The 18,053-nt window shown below is 36.1% G+C and carries 16 protein-coding genes; 15 read left to right on the plus strand and 1 reads right to left on the minus strand.

Annotation, left to right across the window (positions count from 1 at the left end; all coding sequences use genetic code 11):
- Positions 1–10: 10 nt before the first annotated feature.
- The 3 genes from rbsK to EKM64_RS02625 all read left to right on the plus strand — a co-directional run bounded on the left by rbsK (position 11) and on the right by EKM64_RS02625 (position 2,630).
- The gene (gene rbsK, locus EKM64_RS02615) at positions 11–922 is read left to right on the plus strand and encodes a ribokinase (RefSeq protein WP_125675309.1); all 912 of its coding nucleotides are present in this window, start codon (positions 11–13) and stop codon (positions 920–922) included.
- 182 nt (positions 923–1,104) lie between these two features.
- A complete protein-coding gene (locus EKM64_RS02620; protein WP_125675312.1) occupies positions 1,105–1,305 on the plus strand; it encodes a cold-shock protein in 201 nt (66 codons plus the stop codon).
- A 128-nt stretch (positions 1,306–1,433) separates the two neighbouring features.
- Entirely contained in the window at positions 1,434–2,630 is a 1,197-nt protein-coding gene (locus EKM64_RS02625; protein ID WP_125675313.1) for an MFS transporter, read from the plus strand.
- Here the strand turns inward: EKM64_RS02625 and EKM64_RS02630 are convergent.
- Positions 2,604–2,897, minus strand: coding sequence for a metal-sulfur cluster assembly factor (locus EKM64_RS02630; RefSeq protein WP_164505277.1), 294 nt, complete (start codon positions 2,895–2,897; stop codon positions 2,604–2,606). The two genes, EKM64_RS02625 and EKM64_RS02630, sit on opposite strands and share 27 nt — an antisense overlap.
- 152 nt (positions 2,898–3,049) lie before the next feature.
- Here EKM64_RS02630 and EKM64_RS02635 point away from each other — a divergent pair, with 152 nt between their 5' ends.
- The 12 genes from EKM64_RS02635 to rlmD all read left to right on the plus strand — a co-directional run bounded on the left by EKM64_RS02635 (position 3,050) and on the right by rlmD (position 18,026).
- Entirely contained in the window at positions 3,050–3,625 is a 576-nt protein-coding gene (locus EKM64_RS02635; protein WP_377769943.1) for a glycoside hydrolase family 73 protein, read from the plus strand.
- Between the two features lie 52 nt (positions 3,626–3,677).
- The gene (locus tag EKM64_RS02640; RefSeq protein WP_125675319.1) at positions 3,678–4,259 is read left to right on the plus strand and encodes a xanthine phosphoribosyltransferase; all 582 of its coding nucleotides are present in this window, start codon (positions 3,678–3,680) and stop codon (positions 4,257–4,259) included.
- A gap of 20 nt (positions 4,260–4,279) precedes the next feature.
- Positions 4,280–5,410: an ATP-grasp domain-containing protein gene (locus EKM64_RS02645; RefSeq protein ID WP_125675321.1), complete on the plus strand. Its 1,131-nt coding sequence runs from the start codon at positions 4,280–4,282 to the stop codon at positions 5,408–5,410.
- A 3-nt stretch (positions 5,411–5,413) separates the two neighbouring features.
- Positions 5,414–6,709 carry an adenylosuccinate lyase gene (gene purB, locus EKM64_RS02650; protein WP_125675323.1) on the plus strand — a complete coding sequence of 432 codons (1,296 nt, stop codon included), beginning with the start codon at positions 5,414–5,416 and terminating at the stop codon, positions 6,707–6,709.
- Positions 6,710–6,893: 184 nt separating this feature from the next.
- Positions 6,894–9,125, plus strand: coding sequence for a DNA helicase PcrA (gene pcrA / locus EKM64_RS02655; protein ID WP_125675595.1), 2,232 nt, complete (start codon positions 6,894–6,896; stop codon positions 9,123–9,125).
- 17 nt (positions 9,126–9,142) lie between these two features.
- Positions 9,143–11,161 (plus strand): NAD-dependent DNA ligase LigA, encoded by a 2,019-nt coding sequence (ligA, locus tag EKM64_RS02660; RefSeq protein WP_125675325.1) that lies wholly within the window; start codon positions 9,143–9,145, stop codon positions 11,159–11,161.
- A 10-nt stretch (positions 11,162–11,171) separates the two neighbouring features.
- Positions 11,172–12,305 (plus strand): CamS family sex pheromone protein, encoded by a 1,134-nt coding sequence (locus EKM64_RS02665; protein WP_125675327.1) that lies wholly within the window; start codon positions 11,172–11,174, stop codon positions 12,303–12,305.
- A gap of 84 nt (positions 12,306–12,389) precedes the next feature.
- A complete protein-coding gene (gene gatC, locus EKM64_RS02670) occupies positions 12,390–12,689 on the plus strand; it encodes an Asp-tRNA(Asn)/Glu-tRNA(Gln) amidotransferase subunit GatC (protein WP_125675329.1) in 300 nt (99 codons plus the stop codon).
- Positions 12,689–14,146 carry an Asp-tRNA(Asn)/Glu-tRNA(Gln) amidotransferase subunit GatA gene (gatA, locus tag EKM64_RS02675; RefSeq protein ID WP_125675331.1) on the plus strand — a complete coding sequence of 486 codons (1,458 nt, stop codon included), beginning with the start codon at positions 12,689–12,691 and terminating at the stop codon, positions 14,144–14,146. Before gatC ends, gatA begins: the two co-directional genes overlap by 1 nt.
- On the plus strand, positions 14,146–15,576 hold the full coding sequence (gatB, locus tag EKM64_RS02680) for an Asp-tRNA(Asn)/Glu-tRNA(Gln) amidotransferase subunit GatB (RefSeq protein ID WP_125675333.1): 1,431 nt from the start codon (positions 14,146–14,148) through the stop codon (positions 15,574–15,576). Before gatA ends, gatB begins: the two co-directional genes overlap by 1 nt.
- Before the next feature lie 9 nt (positions 15,577–15,585).
- Entirely contained in the window at positions 15,586–16,572 is a 987-nt protein-coding gene (locus EKM64_RS02685; protein WP_164505289.1) for a diacylglycerol kinase, read from the plus strand.
- Between the two features lie 98 nt (positions 16,573–16,670).
- Positions 16,671–18,026: a 23S rRNA (uracil(1939)-C(5))-methyltransferase RlmD gene (gene rlmD, locus EKM64_RS02690; RefSeq protein WP_125675338.1), complete on the plus strand. Its 1,356-nt coding sequence runs from the start codon at positions 16,671–16,673 to the stop codon at positions 18,024–18,026.
- Positions 18,027–18,053: the final 27 nt, after the last annotated feature.

An 18,053-nucleotide genomic window follows, 5' to 3' on the forward strand; every position in this document is an offset into this window, starting at 1 on the left:
AGGGAATTAAATGAAAAAAATAGTTGTATTAGGATCAATTAATATTGATACAATTTTAAATATTGAAAGACTACCATTACCTGGTGAAACTATGGCCATGCATGATCGTTCAATTGCGGGTGGTGGTAAGGGCGCAAATCAGGCCATTGCAGCCGTACGTGCTGGATCAGAAACATCATTTATCGCTAAGATTGGGAATGACCATGCAGCAGATTTTATGATGAATACGTTTAAAAATGACGGATTGAACGTAGATAATGTTACAATAGATAAGAATGCTGGTACTGGTAAGGCTTACATTCTGCTTGATGAGCATGGTCAAAATAGTATTTTGATCTATGGTGGTGCTAATCAAACCATTACGACGCAAGATGTTGATAATGCGTCAGATGCTATTAGTGAAGCAGATTGTTTGATTGCTCAGTTTGAAGTACCAGTTCCCGCTATTATTGAATCTTTTAAAATTGCAAAGGCTAATAATGTATTAACTATTCTTAACCCCGCACCGGCCAAAAAAGATATCCCAGTTGAACTATTGAAGTTGACGGATATCATTACTCCCAATGAAACGGAAGCTGAGGCTATTACCGGAGTTAAAGTGGTTGATGAAGCTTCTATGAAGGAAGCTGCAGATAAAATGCATGAAATGGGTGTAGGAATCGTTTTGATAACTGTCGGTTCTAAGGGCTCGTTCTATTCACTAGAAGATCATAGTTATGGTTTTGTTGATGCTTTTAAAGTTAAAGCTGTCGACACAACTGCTGCTGGTGACACTTTTATTGGATACTTGGCATCGCAATTACATAAAGAACTTGATAACCTGGAAGGTGCGATGAGGTTTGCTAACAAAGCCTCGTCGATCACCGTTCAAGAGAAGGGTGCGCAAAATTCTATACCTTATCATAATCAGGTAGAATTTTAAAAATCCGAATTATTTTAGGAGTTTGCTCTTTAATGATTGTAAAGAGCTAAATTCCATGTTAGAATAAATGTTGTATTTTTGAATGGTTAATGGTTCGAATGGTTTTGGTTTCTGAAGACTTTCTTCCATGATGTACCACGAAATAATGCACAAATATATGAATTATCAGGAGGAACAGTCTGATGGAACACGGAACAGTTAAATGGTTTAACGCCGAAAAAGGTTATGGTTTTATTACTCGCGAGGATGGTAGTGATGTATTCGTACATTTCTCAGCAATCCAAGGCGACGGTTACAAGACTTTGGAAGAAGGCCAAGCCGTTACATTCGATATCGAAGATAGCGATCGCGGACCACAAGCATCAAACGTTAATAAGGCATAATAACTTATAATAATGTTTTAAAGCCAACTCACAGGAGTTGGCTTTTTTTATCTTGAATTAAAAATTTACATTAACAAAACCTTAAATATACAAAATTATTTTAAAATATTTTTCATATGAGGTTTTATATGGAAAATTGGGAAAGAAATTTTAGGATTCTTTGGTTTGGCAGTTTGTTGACTGATATGGGTAATGCTATGACTTTACCGTTTATGATTTTGTATATTGATACTTTAGGCAATTTCACACGTTCTCAGAGCAATATGTTCGGAGCCTTGGCGTTTTCATTAACTTATTTATTTAAAGCCCTGGCAGCACCTTTATGGGGCAAATTGGCCGATCAAAAAGGCCGTAAGCTGATGTGCTTACGAGCCTCGGGTGTTATGACATTGACGATACTTTTAGTAGGGTTATCACCAAATGTCTGGTTCGTTCTTTTATTTAGAAGTCTGCAAGGCATATTTTCGGGATATATTAATAATGCTAATGCACTAATATCCACTAGTGTTCCTAAATATATCCGCGGTAAAACAATGAGTAAATTGGTTACTGGCAGTATTAGCGGCACACTGTTTGGTCCTGTTATCGGAGGGCTTTTAGCCGCCTTTATGGGTTATCGAGAAATTTTCTTTGTTACAAGTATTTGTATGGCAATAGTTTTTTTGACCACATTAATTTGGGTCAAAGAGGATTTTACACCAATAAAGAAAACTGATCTTTTACCGTTAATACCAGAAATGAATCGTATTGGTTGGGGCTTTTTTGCTGCCTTATTAACTAGTTTTCTGGCGATTCAAGCGACAATTGCTTCAGTAACACCTATGATCGGCTTGCTAGTTGAGGAATTACTGCCCACTGGATATAATTTAAGTATCACAACTGGAGTAGTTGCATCTATGCCAGGATTAGCTACTATTTTAATGGCGGGCTCGGTGGGAAATATTCTAGATAAAATAGGTGCTCCGAAAAGTTTACTTATTTTTATGGGCTTTGCAATTATTTGTTTATTTATAACTAGTATGATTCAAAATATCTGGCAACTGGCCATTTTTAGATTGCTAGTAGGTATTACAGATGCTGCATTATTGCCAGCATTACAGGTCATGACCGTTCAAATGGTACCAAATTTTATTTTTGGGCGGATTTTTAGTTTTAATCAATCTGCACAGTCCATGGGCAGTGTAATAGGGCCAATTTGTGCAGCACTTATTTCGAGTGGCTTTGGGTATAAGGCAATTTTTGTATTTGGAGCGTTGGTAGAACTGGTGGCACTATTGGTCTGGGTGTTATATTATCGACTACATACCCAAAGACAGACGAGCTAATTTGCTCATTCTTTCTTTTGTCCAGATAGGATCCCAAACTAAATCAATAATGCAATTTGTTATGCCGTCGAGATTTTCGACGGTTTTTTTTGTTTTAGAAACGATGCTTTCTCCATATTGGCAACTTCGTGTGGGCATAGTCATCGTGATCGTGCAAGTATCGTCATTTAAATTTATATCATAGATCAATCCTAAGTTAACAATATCAATTTTCATATCAGGATCGATAATTTTAGATAGAGCTTGTTTGACAGTTTGATTATTCATAAATAAGACTCCCTTGATATATTTCATTTTGTCATAATTTTTTCAAATCTATCAGCTATAATGATAACAATAACAAAAAAGGACTTAAGAGATTGCCACAAAGAAAAAATAATACTCGCCGTAGACGAGGGAAAGCTAAATATAATCAAACGCTGATCATCTTTTTGACGGCTCTTGTTTTGATTGGTGCAGGAATTTTTGGCTATCATCGTTATCAAGAGTATAGGCAAGTGGCTCAAACTGAGCAAGTTGCAACTGAACATAATGCTTTTGTCAAAAAGGTGGCGCCATATGCAATATATTTAGGTAAAGAATATGGAGTCCTGCCAAGTATTACAATTGCTCAGGCTATTCTTGAAAGTGATTGGGGCAGAAGTACCCTAGCCAAAGATTATAATAACTATTTTGGTGTTAAAGGGACGGATCCTAATAATACCAAGGTTTTGCAAACTAAAGAATATACCAATGGTCAATGGATCACGATCAATGGACGATTTAGAGTTTATTCGGATTATCGTGAATCAATGAAAGATCATGCTGAATTGCTGGTCAACGGAACGACATGGAATTCTCAACAATACCAACAGGTGCTTCATTCTAAAGATTACATTGAAGCTGCTGTGGCCCTGCAAACAGACGGATATGCGACCGATCCTGGTTATACGACTAAAATCATTCGTGTTATTCAGAAATATAATCTAAAAAAATATGACGAAGGCATAAAGTGAAAAAGAAAAATATGATAGACTCTAATTAATAATTATTGTGGGAGATAGTGTTGTGAAAGAACTTGAAGAGAGAATTAAAAAAGATGGTCGAGTATTAGGTAAGGATGTTTTGAAGGTTGATAGCTTCTTGAACCATCAAGTTGATCCAATGCTGATGCAAAGCATGGGCAAGGAATTTTACGAACATTTTAAGGACCAAGGAATCAATAAAATTTTGACAGTTGAATCATCAGGAATCGCTCCAGCAGTTATGACTGGATTGAGCTTCGGTGTACCAGTTGTTTTTGCTAGAAAACACAAGTCAGTTACTTTAAATGACGATTTATATACATCTGAGGTTTATTCATATACTAAGAAAACTTCAAATCATATAAGTGTTTCTAAGAAATACTTATCAAGTGATGACAAGGTATTGATCATTGATGACTTTTTGGCTAATGGACAAGCTGTCAATGGGTTAAATACAATTATTGATGCTGCTGGGGCTAACCTTGCTGGTATCGGTATCGTCATTGAAAAATCTTTCCAAAAGGGAAGACAGTTGATTGATAAAGCAGGAATTCCTATTTATTCATTAGCTAGAATCAAGGCTTTTGATAATGGACAAGTAATTTTTGAAGAAGAAAAAGAGTAAATATTTAGGAAGGTGGACTTATGACTTTTATTGCGCCCGGTAAAACTCTGGGAATAATCGGCGGTGGCAGTGAAACATATCTGTTTGAGCTTGAGGCAAAACGTATGGGCTTTAGAACTGTTCTTTTGACAACTGAAGAGGATGATATTGCAACTCAAGCATCTGATGCATATTTAGTCGGCGATTTAGAGGACCGTGAGAATTTATCTGAGTTGGGCCATAGAAGTGACCTTCTGTTATATATGGATGAGAACTTCGATAGTGACATTTTGGAAAGTCTTGAAAAAGAATACGATGTTGTACAAGGTTCAAATATGCTAGCAATCGTACAGGATCGTTATATTGAAAGGACTTTTCTCAATTCTTTGAAGATAAATGTTCCACCATTTTTTTCAATAGTGACAGTCGATGATATAAAAAAAGCTGTTGAAGAAATTGGGTTTCCATGTATGATTAAACCGATCCAAAAAAATCAAAATGTTTTACGGCGTCACGTGCTTTATAACGAGTCTGATGTTGAACATGTTCAGAGTCTATTAGCTAATGGGACATATATTCTTGAGGCCTGGATCGATACTAAAGAAGAATATTCGATCATGGTCAGTAAGAGTAAAAATGGCAAGATCCATACTTTTCCAATGATTCGTGAGATTTATGATGGTTCACATTTGATGAGTTCTTATTTGTACAAAAAGAATGATCCTGAAGTAGAAGCTGAAATTCAACGGGTTGCGTTGATCATAGCGAGAAACATTGAATACGTTGGTATTTTTGGAATCGGATTTATTATTTCAAATAGTGGTGTGTTATATGTTAAACGTATTTTTCCGGGGATCAATTACTCGGCTAATGTTTATCAAGAAGCAACTGGCGTGTCTCAATTTGAGCTCCACATTCGTGCTATTTGTGACTGGCCCATTCCGGAAATTTATCCGCTGATCAATACTGCAACGTTGAAGATAATTGAGGGAAATCTCCCTCAAAGTTTGGACTTGCTGCAAGAAAAGGCCCAATGGAAATTCAATTATTACACAGGGTTCAAGGCTAAAAATGATGCGGCTAGAGATGTTGGATATATATCAGTCGTTTCGGACGATGAAAAAGATCTAAGAGAAGATATTTTATCAACTAAAATTTGGAGAGTAGAGTAAATTATGATTGATAGATATGTAACTAAGACCATGCGACCTATTTGGACTGATCAGAATAAATATCAAGCTTGGTTGGAGGTAGAAGTTGCCGCTGTTGAAGCTTGGAGTAAGCAAGGAGAGATTCCTGCTGAAGATGCAAAAAAAGTTGCTGAGAATGCTAAATTTAACGTAACTGAGATTCAAGAATTAGAGAAAATCACTAAACATGATGTTGTCGCCTTTACAAGGGATGTTTCTAAATATTTAGGCGATGAAAAGAAGTGGGTCCACTTTGGATTGACTTCAACTGATGTCGTTGATACTGCCTATGGATATTTGATGAAGCAAGCTAACGATATTATTCGTCAAGATTTGAATAACTTTTTAGATGTTGTGGGCAAAAAGGCTCTTAAATATAAAGATACAGTTATGATTGGCCGTACTCATGGCGTTCATGCTGAACCAACAACGTTTGGATTGGTCTTAGCTAACTGGTATTCGGAGATCAAACGTGATATTGAACGTTTTGAGCATGCTGCAAAAGGCGTTGAAGCTGGTAAAATCAGTGGAGCTGTTGGTAGTTTTGCTAATGTTCCACCAGAAGTTGAAGAATTTGTCTGCAATAAATTAGGCATTCGTCCACAAGAAATTTCTACTCAAGTATTACCTCGTGATTTACATGCTGAATATATTCAGACAATGGCATTGATTGCAACTTCGATCGAACGTTTCGCATTAGAAGTTCGTCATCTACAAAGAACCGAAGTTAGAGAAGCAGAAGAGTTCTTCGCAGCCGGTCAAAAGGGTTCTTCTGCTATGCCGCATAAACGTAACCCCATTGGTTCAGAAAACGTTACGGGGCTTGCTAGAGTCATCAAGGGGCATGCTTTTACTGCACTAGAAGATGTTCCTTTGTGGCACGAACGTGATATCTCACATAGTTCGGCCGAAAGAATCATCATCCCTGATTCAACTGAGTTATTAGATTACATCTTAGTTAGATTTACTAAAATAGTTGATGATTTGACAGTCTTTCCAGATAAGATGATCGAAAACATGAATCTTACACATGGATTGATTTATTCGCAAAGAGTCCTTTTGAAATTAGTTGAAAAAGGACTTAGTCGTGAAGCGGCCTACGATATTGTTCAACCTATGACTGCCAAAGTATGGGATGAACAAAAGGATTTCCGAACATTATTAGAAAATGACAGTCGTGTGACTGATAGATTAACAGAACAAGATTTAGATGATGCCTTTGATTATCATTGGCATTTAAGAAATATTGATAATATTTTTAAACGTGTTGGATTAGAATAGCGTTTAAAGTTGATAAAAGCGGGTATTGTTTGCTGTGGCAAATGATGTCCGCTTTTATTATTGATTCTAAAAAATCCGTGTTAGTATTATTGTTATGAAAAATTTGCTACAATGTAAAATGAATGTTTTTCTGTAAAACGTTGATATATTAAGGATTTGAGGGTTTATAAAATTGGATGAAACTATGTTAAAAGGTTTGAATACTGAGCAAAAAGAGGCTGTGAAAACAACTGAAGGCCCACTATTGATCATGGCAGGTGCTGGTAGTGGTAAAACACGTGTTTTGACACATCGTGTGGCATACCTTATCGAAGAAAAAAATGTCATGCCGTGGCATGTTTTAGCGATTACTTTTACCAATAAGGCTGCTAAAGAGATGAAAGAACGTATTGGTAAATTGTTGGATGAAGCTGCAAATGATGTATGGGTCTCAACTTTCCATTCATTGTGTGTCCGCATTTTAAGACGTGATATCGATAAAATGGGTAGATCCCGTTCATTTACTATTTCAGATCCATCAGAACAACGTACTTTGATGAAGCAAATCCTCAATCGTATGAACCTAGATCCTAAGCGTTATGATCCACGGGCCATTTTGGCAACGATCAGTAATGCAAAAAATGATTTGATAACACCGGAGGTTTATGCACAAAGTACTAAATCTCCCTTTGAGCAAATTGTCGCTAACTGTTATGACGCATACACCAAAGAGATGGAACGTAACCAAGCGTTAGATTTTGATGATTTGATCATGCAAACAAATATTTTATTTGAACAGTGTCCAGATGTTTTGGAATATTATCAAGAAAAATTCCAATATATTCATGTTGATGAATATCAGGATACCAATGAAGCACAGTATAAATTGGTTAAACAACTAGGTGCTAAGTATCGTAATGTTTGTGTTGTTGGTGATGCTGATCAGAGTATTTATGGTTGGCGTGGCGCTAACATGAAAAATATTATGAACTTTGAAGAAGATTATCCTGAAGCTACAACTATTAAACTGGAACAAAACTATCGTTCAACTAAAACAATTTTGAGTGCGGCCAATCAGGTCATTAATCACAATGAAAATCGTAAGCCCAAGGAATTGTGGACTGATAATAAACAAGGCGATAAGATTAAATTTTATCGTGGTCAAAATGAAACTGATGAGGCTCTTTATGTTATCGATCAGATGAAGAGTCTTCTACTAAAGAATTTCAATTATGGGGATATGGCGATTCTTTACCGGACAAATGCTCAATCACGTACTTTTGAAGAGAAACTTTTGTCAGCTAATATACCTTATAAAATTATTGGTGGACATAAATTCTACGATCGAAAAGAAATCAAAGATGTTATGGCCTATTTAAGATTAGTTGCCAATCATGATGACTCAATGAGTTTTCAACGTGTTATCAATAGTCCTAAACGTGGTATCGGACCAGGTACAATCGAAAAACTACAGAATTATGCTGACGAACATGGTTGGTCATTATTAGAAGCCTGTGAAAATATTGAACTGTCACCATTAGCCGCTAAACCTAGAAAAACTTTTGAAGAATTCTATAAGATGATCAATGATTTAACCAAGATGGCACAGGCTAATTCGATGACTGATTTGATGGAACAGTTGTTAGAACAATCAGATTATGTTGATGAATTGAAGAAACAGAATAATTTAGAATCACAGTCAAGAATTGAAAATATCCAAGAACTTTTGACGGTTACGACTCAATTTGACCAGACTTATGAACCAGATCCAGAAATTGACGAAACTAGACTTGAATCATTCTTAACGGAATTATCGTTGGTCAGTGATCAGGATGATCTAGAAGAAGATCAACAAGAAGTTACTTTGATGACGTTACATGCCGCTAAAGGATTGGAATTTCCAGTTGTCTTTTTAGTTGGTATGGAAGAGGGAATTTTTCCACTGTCACGTGCCATGATGAAACAAGAGGAACTAGAAGAAGAACGTCGTTTAGCCTATGTAGGAATAACTAGAGCTGAAAAAGTTCTATACCTGACAAATGCATATAGCCGTATGCTTTATGGACGATTGCAAAGTAATCAAGTGTCTCGATTTGTTGAAGAGATCGACGAAGATAATTTGGAATTAGTCAATAAGAATGCTGGCAGTATCCCAATGCGTACTAAAGAGAAAGAATTTCCATTCAGTAAACGTCGTCATGAATCTGCTCTACATGGGAGTTACAAGGTTGAAGCTAAAACTAAGGCTAGCGGAGCTCAAGGCGCCGAAAAAGTTAGCTGGAATATTGGTGACAAAGTAATGCACAAAAAATGGGGCGAAGGAACCGTCGTTAAAGTTAATGGAAAAGGTGAAGCCGCTGAATTGGATATTGCATTTAATAATGAAGGAATTAAACGTTTGTTAGCAGAATATGCACCTATCAAAAAAGAAAGCTAATTTTGTAGGAGGATAAGATGGCAGACTTAGACAAATCACAAGCAAGTGAAGAATTAGTTGGTATTCGTACAAAATTAAATGAGTATCGTGTTGCGTATTATACGAAGGACGCCCCAGTGGTCGAAGATAATATTTATGATCAACTTTATAATCGTCTACTGGAAATCGAACAGAAATTTCCTGACTTAGTTACGCCGGATTCACCTTCACAATTAGTCGGCGATGTAACTAATGATGACTTTAACAAGGTCACCCATGATATTCCGATGCTTTCAATGGGGGATGTTTTTTCTGAAGATGAGCTAAGTGAATTTAATGATCGAATTGAAAAAAATGTTGGTCATGAAGTCGATTATAATGTGGAATTAAAAATTGATGGCCTAGCTATTTCATTAGTCTATGAAAATGGTATCTTGATTCAAGGTTCAACTAGAGGGAATGGGACTATAGGTGAGAATGTCACAGAAAATTTGAAGACTATCAAATCGATTCCACAAAAATTGAGCAGACCATTGTCATTTGAAGTTCGTGGCGAATGCTATATGTCAAAAAAAGAATTTTTAAATTTAAATGAACGACGAGAAAAAGAAGGTCTACAGGTATTTGCTAATCCTAGAAATGCTGCAGCCGGAAGTTTACGTCAACTAGATCCTAAAAATACTGCCGATCGTAAACTTGATACTTTTATCTATACGATCGTAACGTTTGATGATCTTAATATTGAAACTCAAAGTCAGGCCTTAGAGACATTGGAAGAATTGGGTTTTCATGTTAATCCAACTTCCGAGGTGACTACTGGATTACAAGGTGTCAAAAATTATATAGACAAGTATGATCAGATTCGTGATGATCTGGACTACGGTATTGATGGAGTTGTTTTGAAGGTCAATGATTTGGCAATTCAAAGAAGATTGGGTAACACTGTCAAAGTACCGCGTTGGGAAATTGCATATAAATTTCCACCTGAACAGGCAGAATCAATTGTTCGTGAGATCACTTGGACGATTGGACGGACAGGTGTTTTAACGCCAACGGCTGTAATGGATCCAGTTTCATTGGCTGGTACAACAGTTTCCAGAGCTACGCTACATAATGAAGATATGATCAAGCAAAAGGATATTCGCGTTGGAGATACGGTATTGTTGCACAAGGCAGGCGATATTATTCCAGAGGTTTCGCAAGTTGTTTTAAGTAAACGTCCTAGTGGCTCAGTACCAGCGGAAATTCCAACACATTGTCCTTACTGTGATTCAGAACTGATCCATTTGGAAGATGAAGTAGCGCTACGTTGTATCAATCCTAAGTGTCCAGCTCAAGTAAAAGAGCAATTAACTCATTTTGCTTCAAGAAATGCGATGAATATCGATGGACTTGGCCCAAAGATCATCGAACAGTTGTATACTAAAAACTTAATCAAAGACGTCGCTGACTTATATAAATTAACGGATGATGATTTGGCCATATTAGAAGGTTTTAAAGAAAAGTCGATTAATAATTTATTAACGGCTATCAATAATTCAAAAAATAATTCTGTAGAGCGATTGATTTTTGGATTGGGAATTCGTCATGTTGGAGCTAAGGCAGGCCGAATTTTAGCTGAAAGCTTTGGTAATTTGGATAATTTGATCAATGCTTCTAAGGATGAAATATTAGAAGTTAATACAATGGGCGAAATAATTGCTGATAGTATTATGACTTATTTTGCAAATGATGATGTAAAAAACTTGATAAATGAACTAAAATCAGTTGATGTCAATATGAATTTTTCCGGTAGTTCTAATTCAAATGAAACAAATGCTCATTTTACTGATAAAATAGTGGTTATAACCGGAACATTAAATAATTATAAACGTTCAGAATTATCCGATATTCTAGAAGGTTACGGTGCTAAAGTTATTAGTTCAGTCACTAAGAAAACTGACATCTTGGTTGCAGGGGAAAAAGCCGGCAGCAAGTTGACTAAAGCACAACAATTAGGGACGCAAATTATTGATGAAGCAACGTTATCTAGTTATTTAGATGATGCAACAAATTAGGAGAAAAGTTTTGAAAAAAGTCATAAAATCAACAGCGCTGATATTTTTATGTTCGCTTCTTTTAGCAGGTTGTGGGAATCTTCAGGATTCTAGTCTTTCATCTGGAAGTGGTAACAGCAGTAATAGCAGTGTTCAAACATCAAATGCATCTGATTCAGGTTCATACGATGTGCTAATGAGTAATGGTAAGTATAAAACAAGTCCAATTTCAGGATTGACAGCCGCTGATAATAGCAATGCCTTCAACAGTCGCAGCTTTGAAAGTGGTCTATTGAGTTTGTCTAAAAAAGAATATTCAACAAATTCTTATACTTTCCAAGAAGGACAAGTTCTTAAATCTTCAGTTGTTAACAAATGGTTGGAAAGAAAATCTAAGAGTAATGCAACTGGCTTAAATCCAGCATCAAATGGCTCAAAGAGTGAAAATAAACGTAATCCAATGTATTTACAACAAATGCTTGAAGAGGACTATCTTCAAAAACAAGATGGTAAATATAAATTGGCTGGTATGTCGATCGGTATTGCAATTAATAAAGTTGATTACTATCAGAAGAAACAATATGGTGCCACATTTAATACCACTATCAGCCGTGCTGAACAAAAGCAACAGGGTGAAAAAATTGCTAAAGAAGTTGTTAAACGATTACGTAAAATGAATAAGGTCGGCAATATTCCAATTGTTGTTGGTCTTTATTCAGTTGCACCTGAAGATACATTAGTTGGTGGAACTTATTTCCAATATTCAGTAAGTAGGAGTGGAACTTTAGGTAGTTGGAAAGAATTGAATTACAAAAATCAAATGTTGCCAACTGTTAATAATGAAACAGCAATCAATAGTAGTGATTCAGATGCCTTTTCAAACTTTAAAGACAATATTCAAAATTACTTCCCTAACTTGTCAGGTGTAACAGCTCAGGCTCATTATGATGGGAATAATCTTAAATCAATGGATATTACTATTAATACTCAATTCGACGGCTTGGCTCAGATAACTAGTTTTACCCAATTCGTTCAAAATAGTGCTACTAAATATTTACCATCTAGCGCCAATCTAGATATTAATATCCAGACTGTCGATGAACAACAAGCTGTTGTTACTAGAACTGATGGGAAGTTCTATACACACGTTTATAACGCAGATTAAAGAGGGCTGAAGAGGTACTTAGTTCCTGAATATCTCTTCACAACTCGTTTAAATAAAACCTATTCATTAATAAGGAGATATTTCATGATTTCTAAAGAAGAAATTTTACATGTGGCTGAATTGGCTAACTTGAAATTAAAAGATGATGAAGTAGACAGTTTCGTTAGTCAACTGGGAAAGATCGTCAACATGGAAGGCAATCTTGGCAGTGTAGATACAACTAACATTGAACCCACATACAATATGGGAGATACAAGTACAACATTCCGTGAAGATAAAGGAATTCATACTCAAACTAGAGAGCAAATGTTTGAAAATGTTCCTGAATCTGAGGATAACTTGATCAAAGTTCCTACAATTGTCGCAAAGGGGGAAGATGAATAGTGAACTATTTAAACGAAACGATTGATTCTTTACACAAGAAATTAGCAAATAAAGAACTAACTTCAAAAGAATTAACAGAACAAACAATAGCCGGGATCAAAGACACTGATAAGGATATTTCTGCTTTTATCACTGTTAATGATAAAGCAACCAAAGTGGCTCAAAAAACTGATGAAGATGGCATTAAGGGACCATTATCCGGTATTCCTATTGCTATCAAAGATAATATTGTCAGTAATGGGATCAAGACTACTGCCGCAAGTAAAATTTTGTACAATTTCATGCCAGTTTACAGTGCCACAGTTCTAGAAAAACTAGAAAATGCCGGTGCCATCAATATTGGTAAAACAAATATGGATGAGTTTGCCATGGGTTCATCTACTGAAACTTCATTCTTTGGTGATACACATAATCCTTGGAATCTAGATTCAGTTCCTGGTGGCTCTTCTGGTGGTTCAGCTGCCGCTGTTGCTTCTGGTGAAGTGGTTGCTGCTCTTGGTACAGATACTGGTGGTTCAATTCGTCAACCCGCTGCCTTTAATGGTATTTTTGGTATTAAACCAACTTATGGACGTGTTTCACGCTGGGGTGTTATTGCCTTTGCATCAAGTCTTGATCAAGTTGGTGTTATGACAAAACGCGTTGAGGATTCAGCAACTGTTCTTTCAACTATGGCTGGTCATGATTACCATGACAGTACTAGTTCAGAAAAAGAAGTTCCTGATTATCGTGCCAACCTTAATAAGGATATGAATGGTGTTAAAATCGCTATTCCTAAGGAATTCTGGCATGAAGGTGCTGATCCTGCGGTTATCCAACAAGTAAATAATGCAATTGATGTTTATAAGAAAATGGGAGCAACTGTTGAAGAAGTTAGTCTTCCCACTTTGAAACATGCGGTTGAAGTTTATTATGTTTTAGCTTCTAGTGAAGCTTCATCTAACTTACAAAGATATGATGGCGTTCGTTATGGATTCCGTGCTAAGGATGTTAAGAATATCAAAGATCTCTTTGTTAATTCACGTTCTGAAGGATTCGGTGATGAAGTTAAACGTCGTATCATGTTAGGAACATTTGCCCTTTCAGCAGGTGCATATGATGCTTACTTTAAAAAGGCTGCTCAAGTTAGAACTATTTTCATTCAAGAAATGAATGAAGTTCTAGAAAAATATGATTTGATCATGGGACCTTCAACAACGAGTGCCGCCTTTAAGATCGGTGCTAAAATTGATGATCCATTGGCAATGTACATGAATGATATCTTGACAATTCCCGCTAACTTGGCTGGTTTACCAGCCGCTTCTGTTCCCGCAGGATTAGCTAATGGTATGCCAGTTGGACTTCAAATTATGGCAAAATCATTTAATGAACAAGCTATTTTCAATGCTGCTTATGCATTACAAGAAGAAAATAAATTTTATGAAAAAATACCAACTGCTTTAAAGGGGGAAGACTAATGAATTTTGAAACTACTATCGGTCTAGAAGTTCACGTTGAACTAAAGACAAAATCAAAAATGTTTAGTCCTTCACCAGTTGCCTATGGTGCAGAATCTAATGTCAATACCAACGTAATTGATTTTGGTTTCCCTGGAACATTACCAACTGTTAATAAAGAAGGATACAGACTAGGTGTTATGGTTGCTTTGGCCCTAAACGCTGATGTTGAAAATCATACACACTTTGATCGTAAGAACTACTTCTATCCAGATAATCCTAAAGCCTATCAATTAACACAACATGACAAACCTTTGGCAAATAATGGTTGGATCGAAATTGAAGTAGACGGTAAAAAGAAAAAAATCGGTATTGAAGAACTTCACGTTGAAGAAGATGCCGGTAAGAATACCCACGGAAATGATGGCTATTCTTATGTCGACTTGAACCGTCAAGGTACACCGTTGATCGAAATTGTTTCAAAAGCTGATATGCACTCTCCAGAGGAAGCTTATCAATATCTGGAAAAGCTTCGTCAAATTGTTCAATTTACTGGTGCTTCTGATGTTAAGATGGAAGAAGGTTCAATGCGTGTTGATACAAATATTTCAATTCGTCCAGTTGGATCTGACAAATTCGGAACAAAGGTTGAACTAAAAAACTTGAACTCATTTAACTTTGTTAAATTAGGTCTAGCTTATGAGGAAAAACGTCAGTCAGCTATTATTAAAAATGGTGGCAGCATCGGACAAGAAACAAGACGTTTTGATGAAAAAACTGGCGAAACCATGCTTATGCGTGTAAAATCTGGGGCTGATGACTATCGTTATTTCCCAGAACCAGATTTACCAGGGTTCGAAGTTTCTCCTGATTGGGTCAAAGAAATTCAAGAAAATTTACCTGAACCAGCTGACAAGCGTCGTAAGCGTTATGTCGACGAATTAGAGATTCCTGAATATGATGCTGGCGTTTTAACTGATACTAAAGAAATGTCAGATTTCTTTGATGAAGCGGTTAAATTTGGAGCAAATCCTAAACTGATTTCTAACTGGTTGATGGGTGAGGTTAATGCTTACTTGAATGATAAGAAAATTGGTCTATTAGATACTAAATTGACACCAGAAAACTTATCTACAATGATCAAATTGATTTCAGATGGAACTATTTCATCTAAAATTGCTAAAAAAGTCTTTAAAGAAACAATTAGTAATGGAACAGAACCAGAAGGCTGGGTTAAAGAAAAAGGACTTGTTCAAGAGTCTGATCCCGCTGTCTTAACACCAATGATCACTGAAATCTTAGATAATAACCAACAATCTATAGATGACTTTAAGAATGGTAAAGACCGTGCTGTCGGCTACTTAGTTGGTCAAATCATGAAACAAACTCATGGTCAGGCTAACCCTAAAGTGGTAAATAAAATCTTGATGTCCGAGCTGAATAATCGTTAGTGAGGGTTAATTATGCGTGCTAGATTGATATACAATCCTACATCCGGGCATGAAACGTTGAGGAATAATGTAGGTGAAATTTTAAATGTATTGGAAAAGGCCGGCTATGAAGCTAGTGCTTTTCGTACTACGCCGAAAAAAAATTCTGCCTTGGATGAGGCCAGACGCGTGGCACAAGAAAACTTTGATTTGATTGTTGCTGCCGGTGGAGATGGAACTATTAATGAGGTCGTTAATGGAGTTGCTCCATTAGATAGACGTCCAGAATTGGCCATTATTCCTGCTGGTACAACTAATGATTACGCCAGAGCTTTGAAGATACCGCGTGATGATGTTGTAGAGGCTGCTAAGATAATTCTAAAGAATCAAAAGATACCTGTCGATATTGGAAAGGCCGGAAGCAATTATTTCATTAATATTGCTGGTGGCGGATCGATGACGGAGCTAACTTATGAAGTTCCTTCAGCCTATAAATCAATTCTTGGTTACTTAGCATATTTGGTCAAGGGTGCAGAAATGTTACCTAGGATCAATCCAATTGATATGCACATCACGTATGATGATGGTGTTTTTGATGGCAAAGCTACTATGTTCCTGATTGGTTTGACGAATTCAATTGGAGGAATGGAGCAAATTGCTCCCGATTCTGTTATCGGTGATGGAACTTTCTCGTTGATAATTGTTAAAGAAACAAATCTTAGAGATTTAGTACATCTGATCGCACTTGTTTTAAATGGTGGACGTCATGTCAATAATCCCAAAATTATTTATACGAAGACAAAGAAATTAACTGTTAAAGCTAATGATGAAAATCGAATTATGATCAACTTGGATGGAGAATATGGTGGGGATGCCCCGATGGAGTTTGTTAATCTTCATCAACATTTAAATATCTATGCTAATGTTGACTCAATGCCAGCTAAGGCGATCGATACTACTATAAGTGAGCAAGATGCCGGTAAAAAGATCATTGAAGAAGAAAAGAACTTAGGATAGAATAAACAACGCAAAGAGAGTGCGATATTTGCTGAGCAAATGTCGCACTTTTTGGAGTTATAGAATATAACTAAAATATGGAATTAATAGGATAAAATATGGAAAAACCAAACATAAAAAAGAATGATCAAATAGAATTAAATATTGAGGATTTATCATACGAAGGGAAAGGTGTCGCTAAAGTTGATGACTTTACACTCTTTGTTGATAATGCTTTACCTGGAGAAGTAGTTAAAGCCACAATTTTAAAAGTTGCCAAAAGCTACGGTTTCGCAAAAGCGACTGAAATTATTAAAAAATCACCACATCGTGTTGAAACGATCGACAATGTTTATACTAGAACAGGAATAGCTCCTCTAAGTCATTTAGAGTATTCAGAACAATTGAAGTTCAAGCAAAAACAAGTAGAAATTGACTTTAAGAAAGCTAAATTAGATATTAAAGTTAATCCAACTTTGGGTATGGAAAATCCTTTACATTATCGTAATAAGGCTCAGGTTCCAGTTAGACAAGTTGACGGTAAGCTAACAACAGGCTTTTATCGTCGCCATTCGCATGAACTTGTACCAATGGAAAATTATTTGATTCAAGATCCTGAAATTGATGCTGAAATCGTCAGTGTTCGTGATATTTTACGTAAGTATAATGTCCGTGGATTTGATGAAGTTAATTTCAAAGGTCAAATTAGAACAATTATGGTCAGACGTGCATATTACACTGGTGAAATGATGGTTGTTCTAGTATCACGTGTCCGCGATATTTCTCATTACAAAGAAATTTCTGCTGAAATTATGAAGAATAAGGATGTTAAGTCAGTTTATCTAAACATCAATTCTAAGAAGACTAATGTAATCATGGGTAATGAAATGATCTTGCTAGCAGGTAGTCCATATATCGATGATAAGCTGTTGGGTCACACTTATAGAATTTCACCACGTTCTTTCTATCAAGTAAATCCCGTTCAAACGCAAAACTTATATCAATTGGCAATCGACAAAGCTGAATTAAATGGTAGCGAAAAAGTCGTTGATGCTTATTCAGGTATCGGAACAATCAGTTTGTCACTAGCAGAAAACGTTAAGCATGTTACTGGTATCGAAGTTATTGAAGATGCTGTAAAAGATGCTCAACAAAATGCTGATATCAATAAAATCGAGAATGCTGATTTTATCGTTGGTAAAACCGAAGCTGTTTTAAATGACTGGGCTAAAGACAATCGTAAGATGGATGTTTTGATGGTCGATCCACCACGTAAAGGATTGGCAAACTCATTGATTGATTCAATCAAGAATTTAAAGCCAAGAAAAATGGTTTATATCAGTTGTAATCCTGCTACTTTGGCTCGTGACCTAGCTTTACTTTCAGATACTTACAATATTGGTGAAGCAAATCCAGTTGATATGTTCCCAATGACAAATCACATTGAATGTGTCATAAGCCTAAATCTTAAATAACGTTTATAGTCTATAACGGTACGTTTA

The sequence above is a fragment of the Companilactobacillus keshanensis genome, assembly GCF_003946205.1.
Taxonomy (GTDB): Bacteria; Bacillota; Bacilli; order Lactobacillales; family Lactobacillaceae; genus Companilactobacillus; species Companilactobacillus keshanensis.

Bases quoted from the DNA above. Each gene is read 5' to 3' on its own strand.
- ligA (WP_125675325.1), top strand. From the start codon at position 9,143: ATGGCAGACTTAGACAAATCACAAGCAAGTGAAGAATTAGTTGGTATT.
- EKM64_RS02625 (WP_125675313.1), top strand. From the start codon at position 1,434: ATGGAAAATTGGGAAAGAAATTTTAGGATTCTTTGGTTTGGCAGTTTG.
- EKM64_RS02620 (WP_125675312.1), top strand. From the start codon at position 1,105: ATGGAACACGGAACAGTTAAATGGTTTAACGCCGAAAAAGGTTATGGT.
- pcrA (WP_125675595.1), top strand. From the start codon at position 6,894: ATGTTAAAAGGTTTGAATACTGAGCAAAAAGAGGCTGTGAAAACAACT.
- EKM64_RS02630 (WP_164505277.1), bottom strand. From the start codon at position 2,897: ATGAATAATCAAACTGTCAAACAAGCTCTATCTAAAATTATCGATCCT.
- rbsK (WP_125675309.1), top strand. From the start codon at position 11: ATGAAAAAAATAGTTGTATTAGGATCAATTAATATTGATACAATTTTA.
- EKM64_RS02645 (WP_125675321.1), top strand. From the start codon at position 4,280: ATGACTTTTATTGCGCCCGGTAAAACTCTGGGAATAATCGGCGGTGGC.
- gatB (WP_125675333.1), top strand. From the start codon at position 14,146: ATGAATTTTGAAACTACTATCGGTCTAGAAGTTCACGTTGAACTAAAG.
- rlmD (WP_125675338.1), top strand. From the start codon at position 16,671: ATGGAAAAACCAAACATAAAAAAGAATGATCAAATAGAATTAAATATT.
- purB (WP_125675323.1), top strand. From the start codon at position 5,414: ATGATTGATAGATATGTAACTAAGACCATGCGACCTATTTGGACTGAT.
- gatC (WP_125675329.1), top strand. From the start codon at position 12,390: ATGATTTCTAAAGAAGAAATTTTACATGTGGCTGAATTGGCTAACTTG.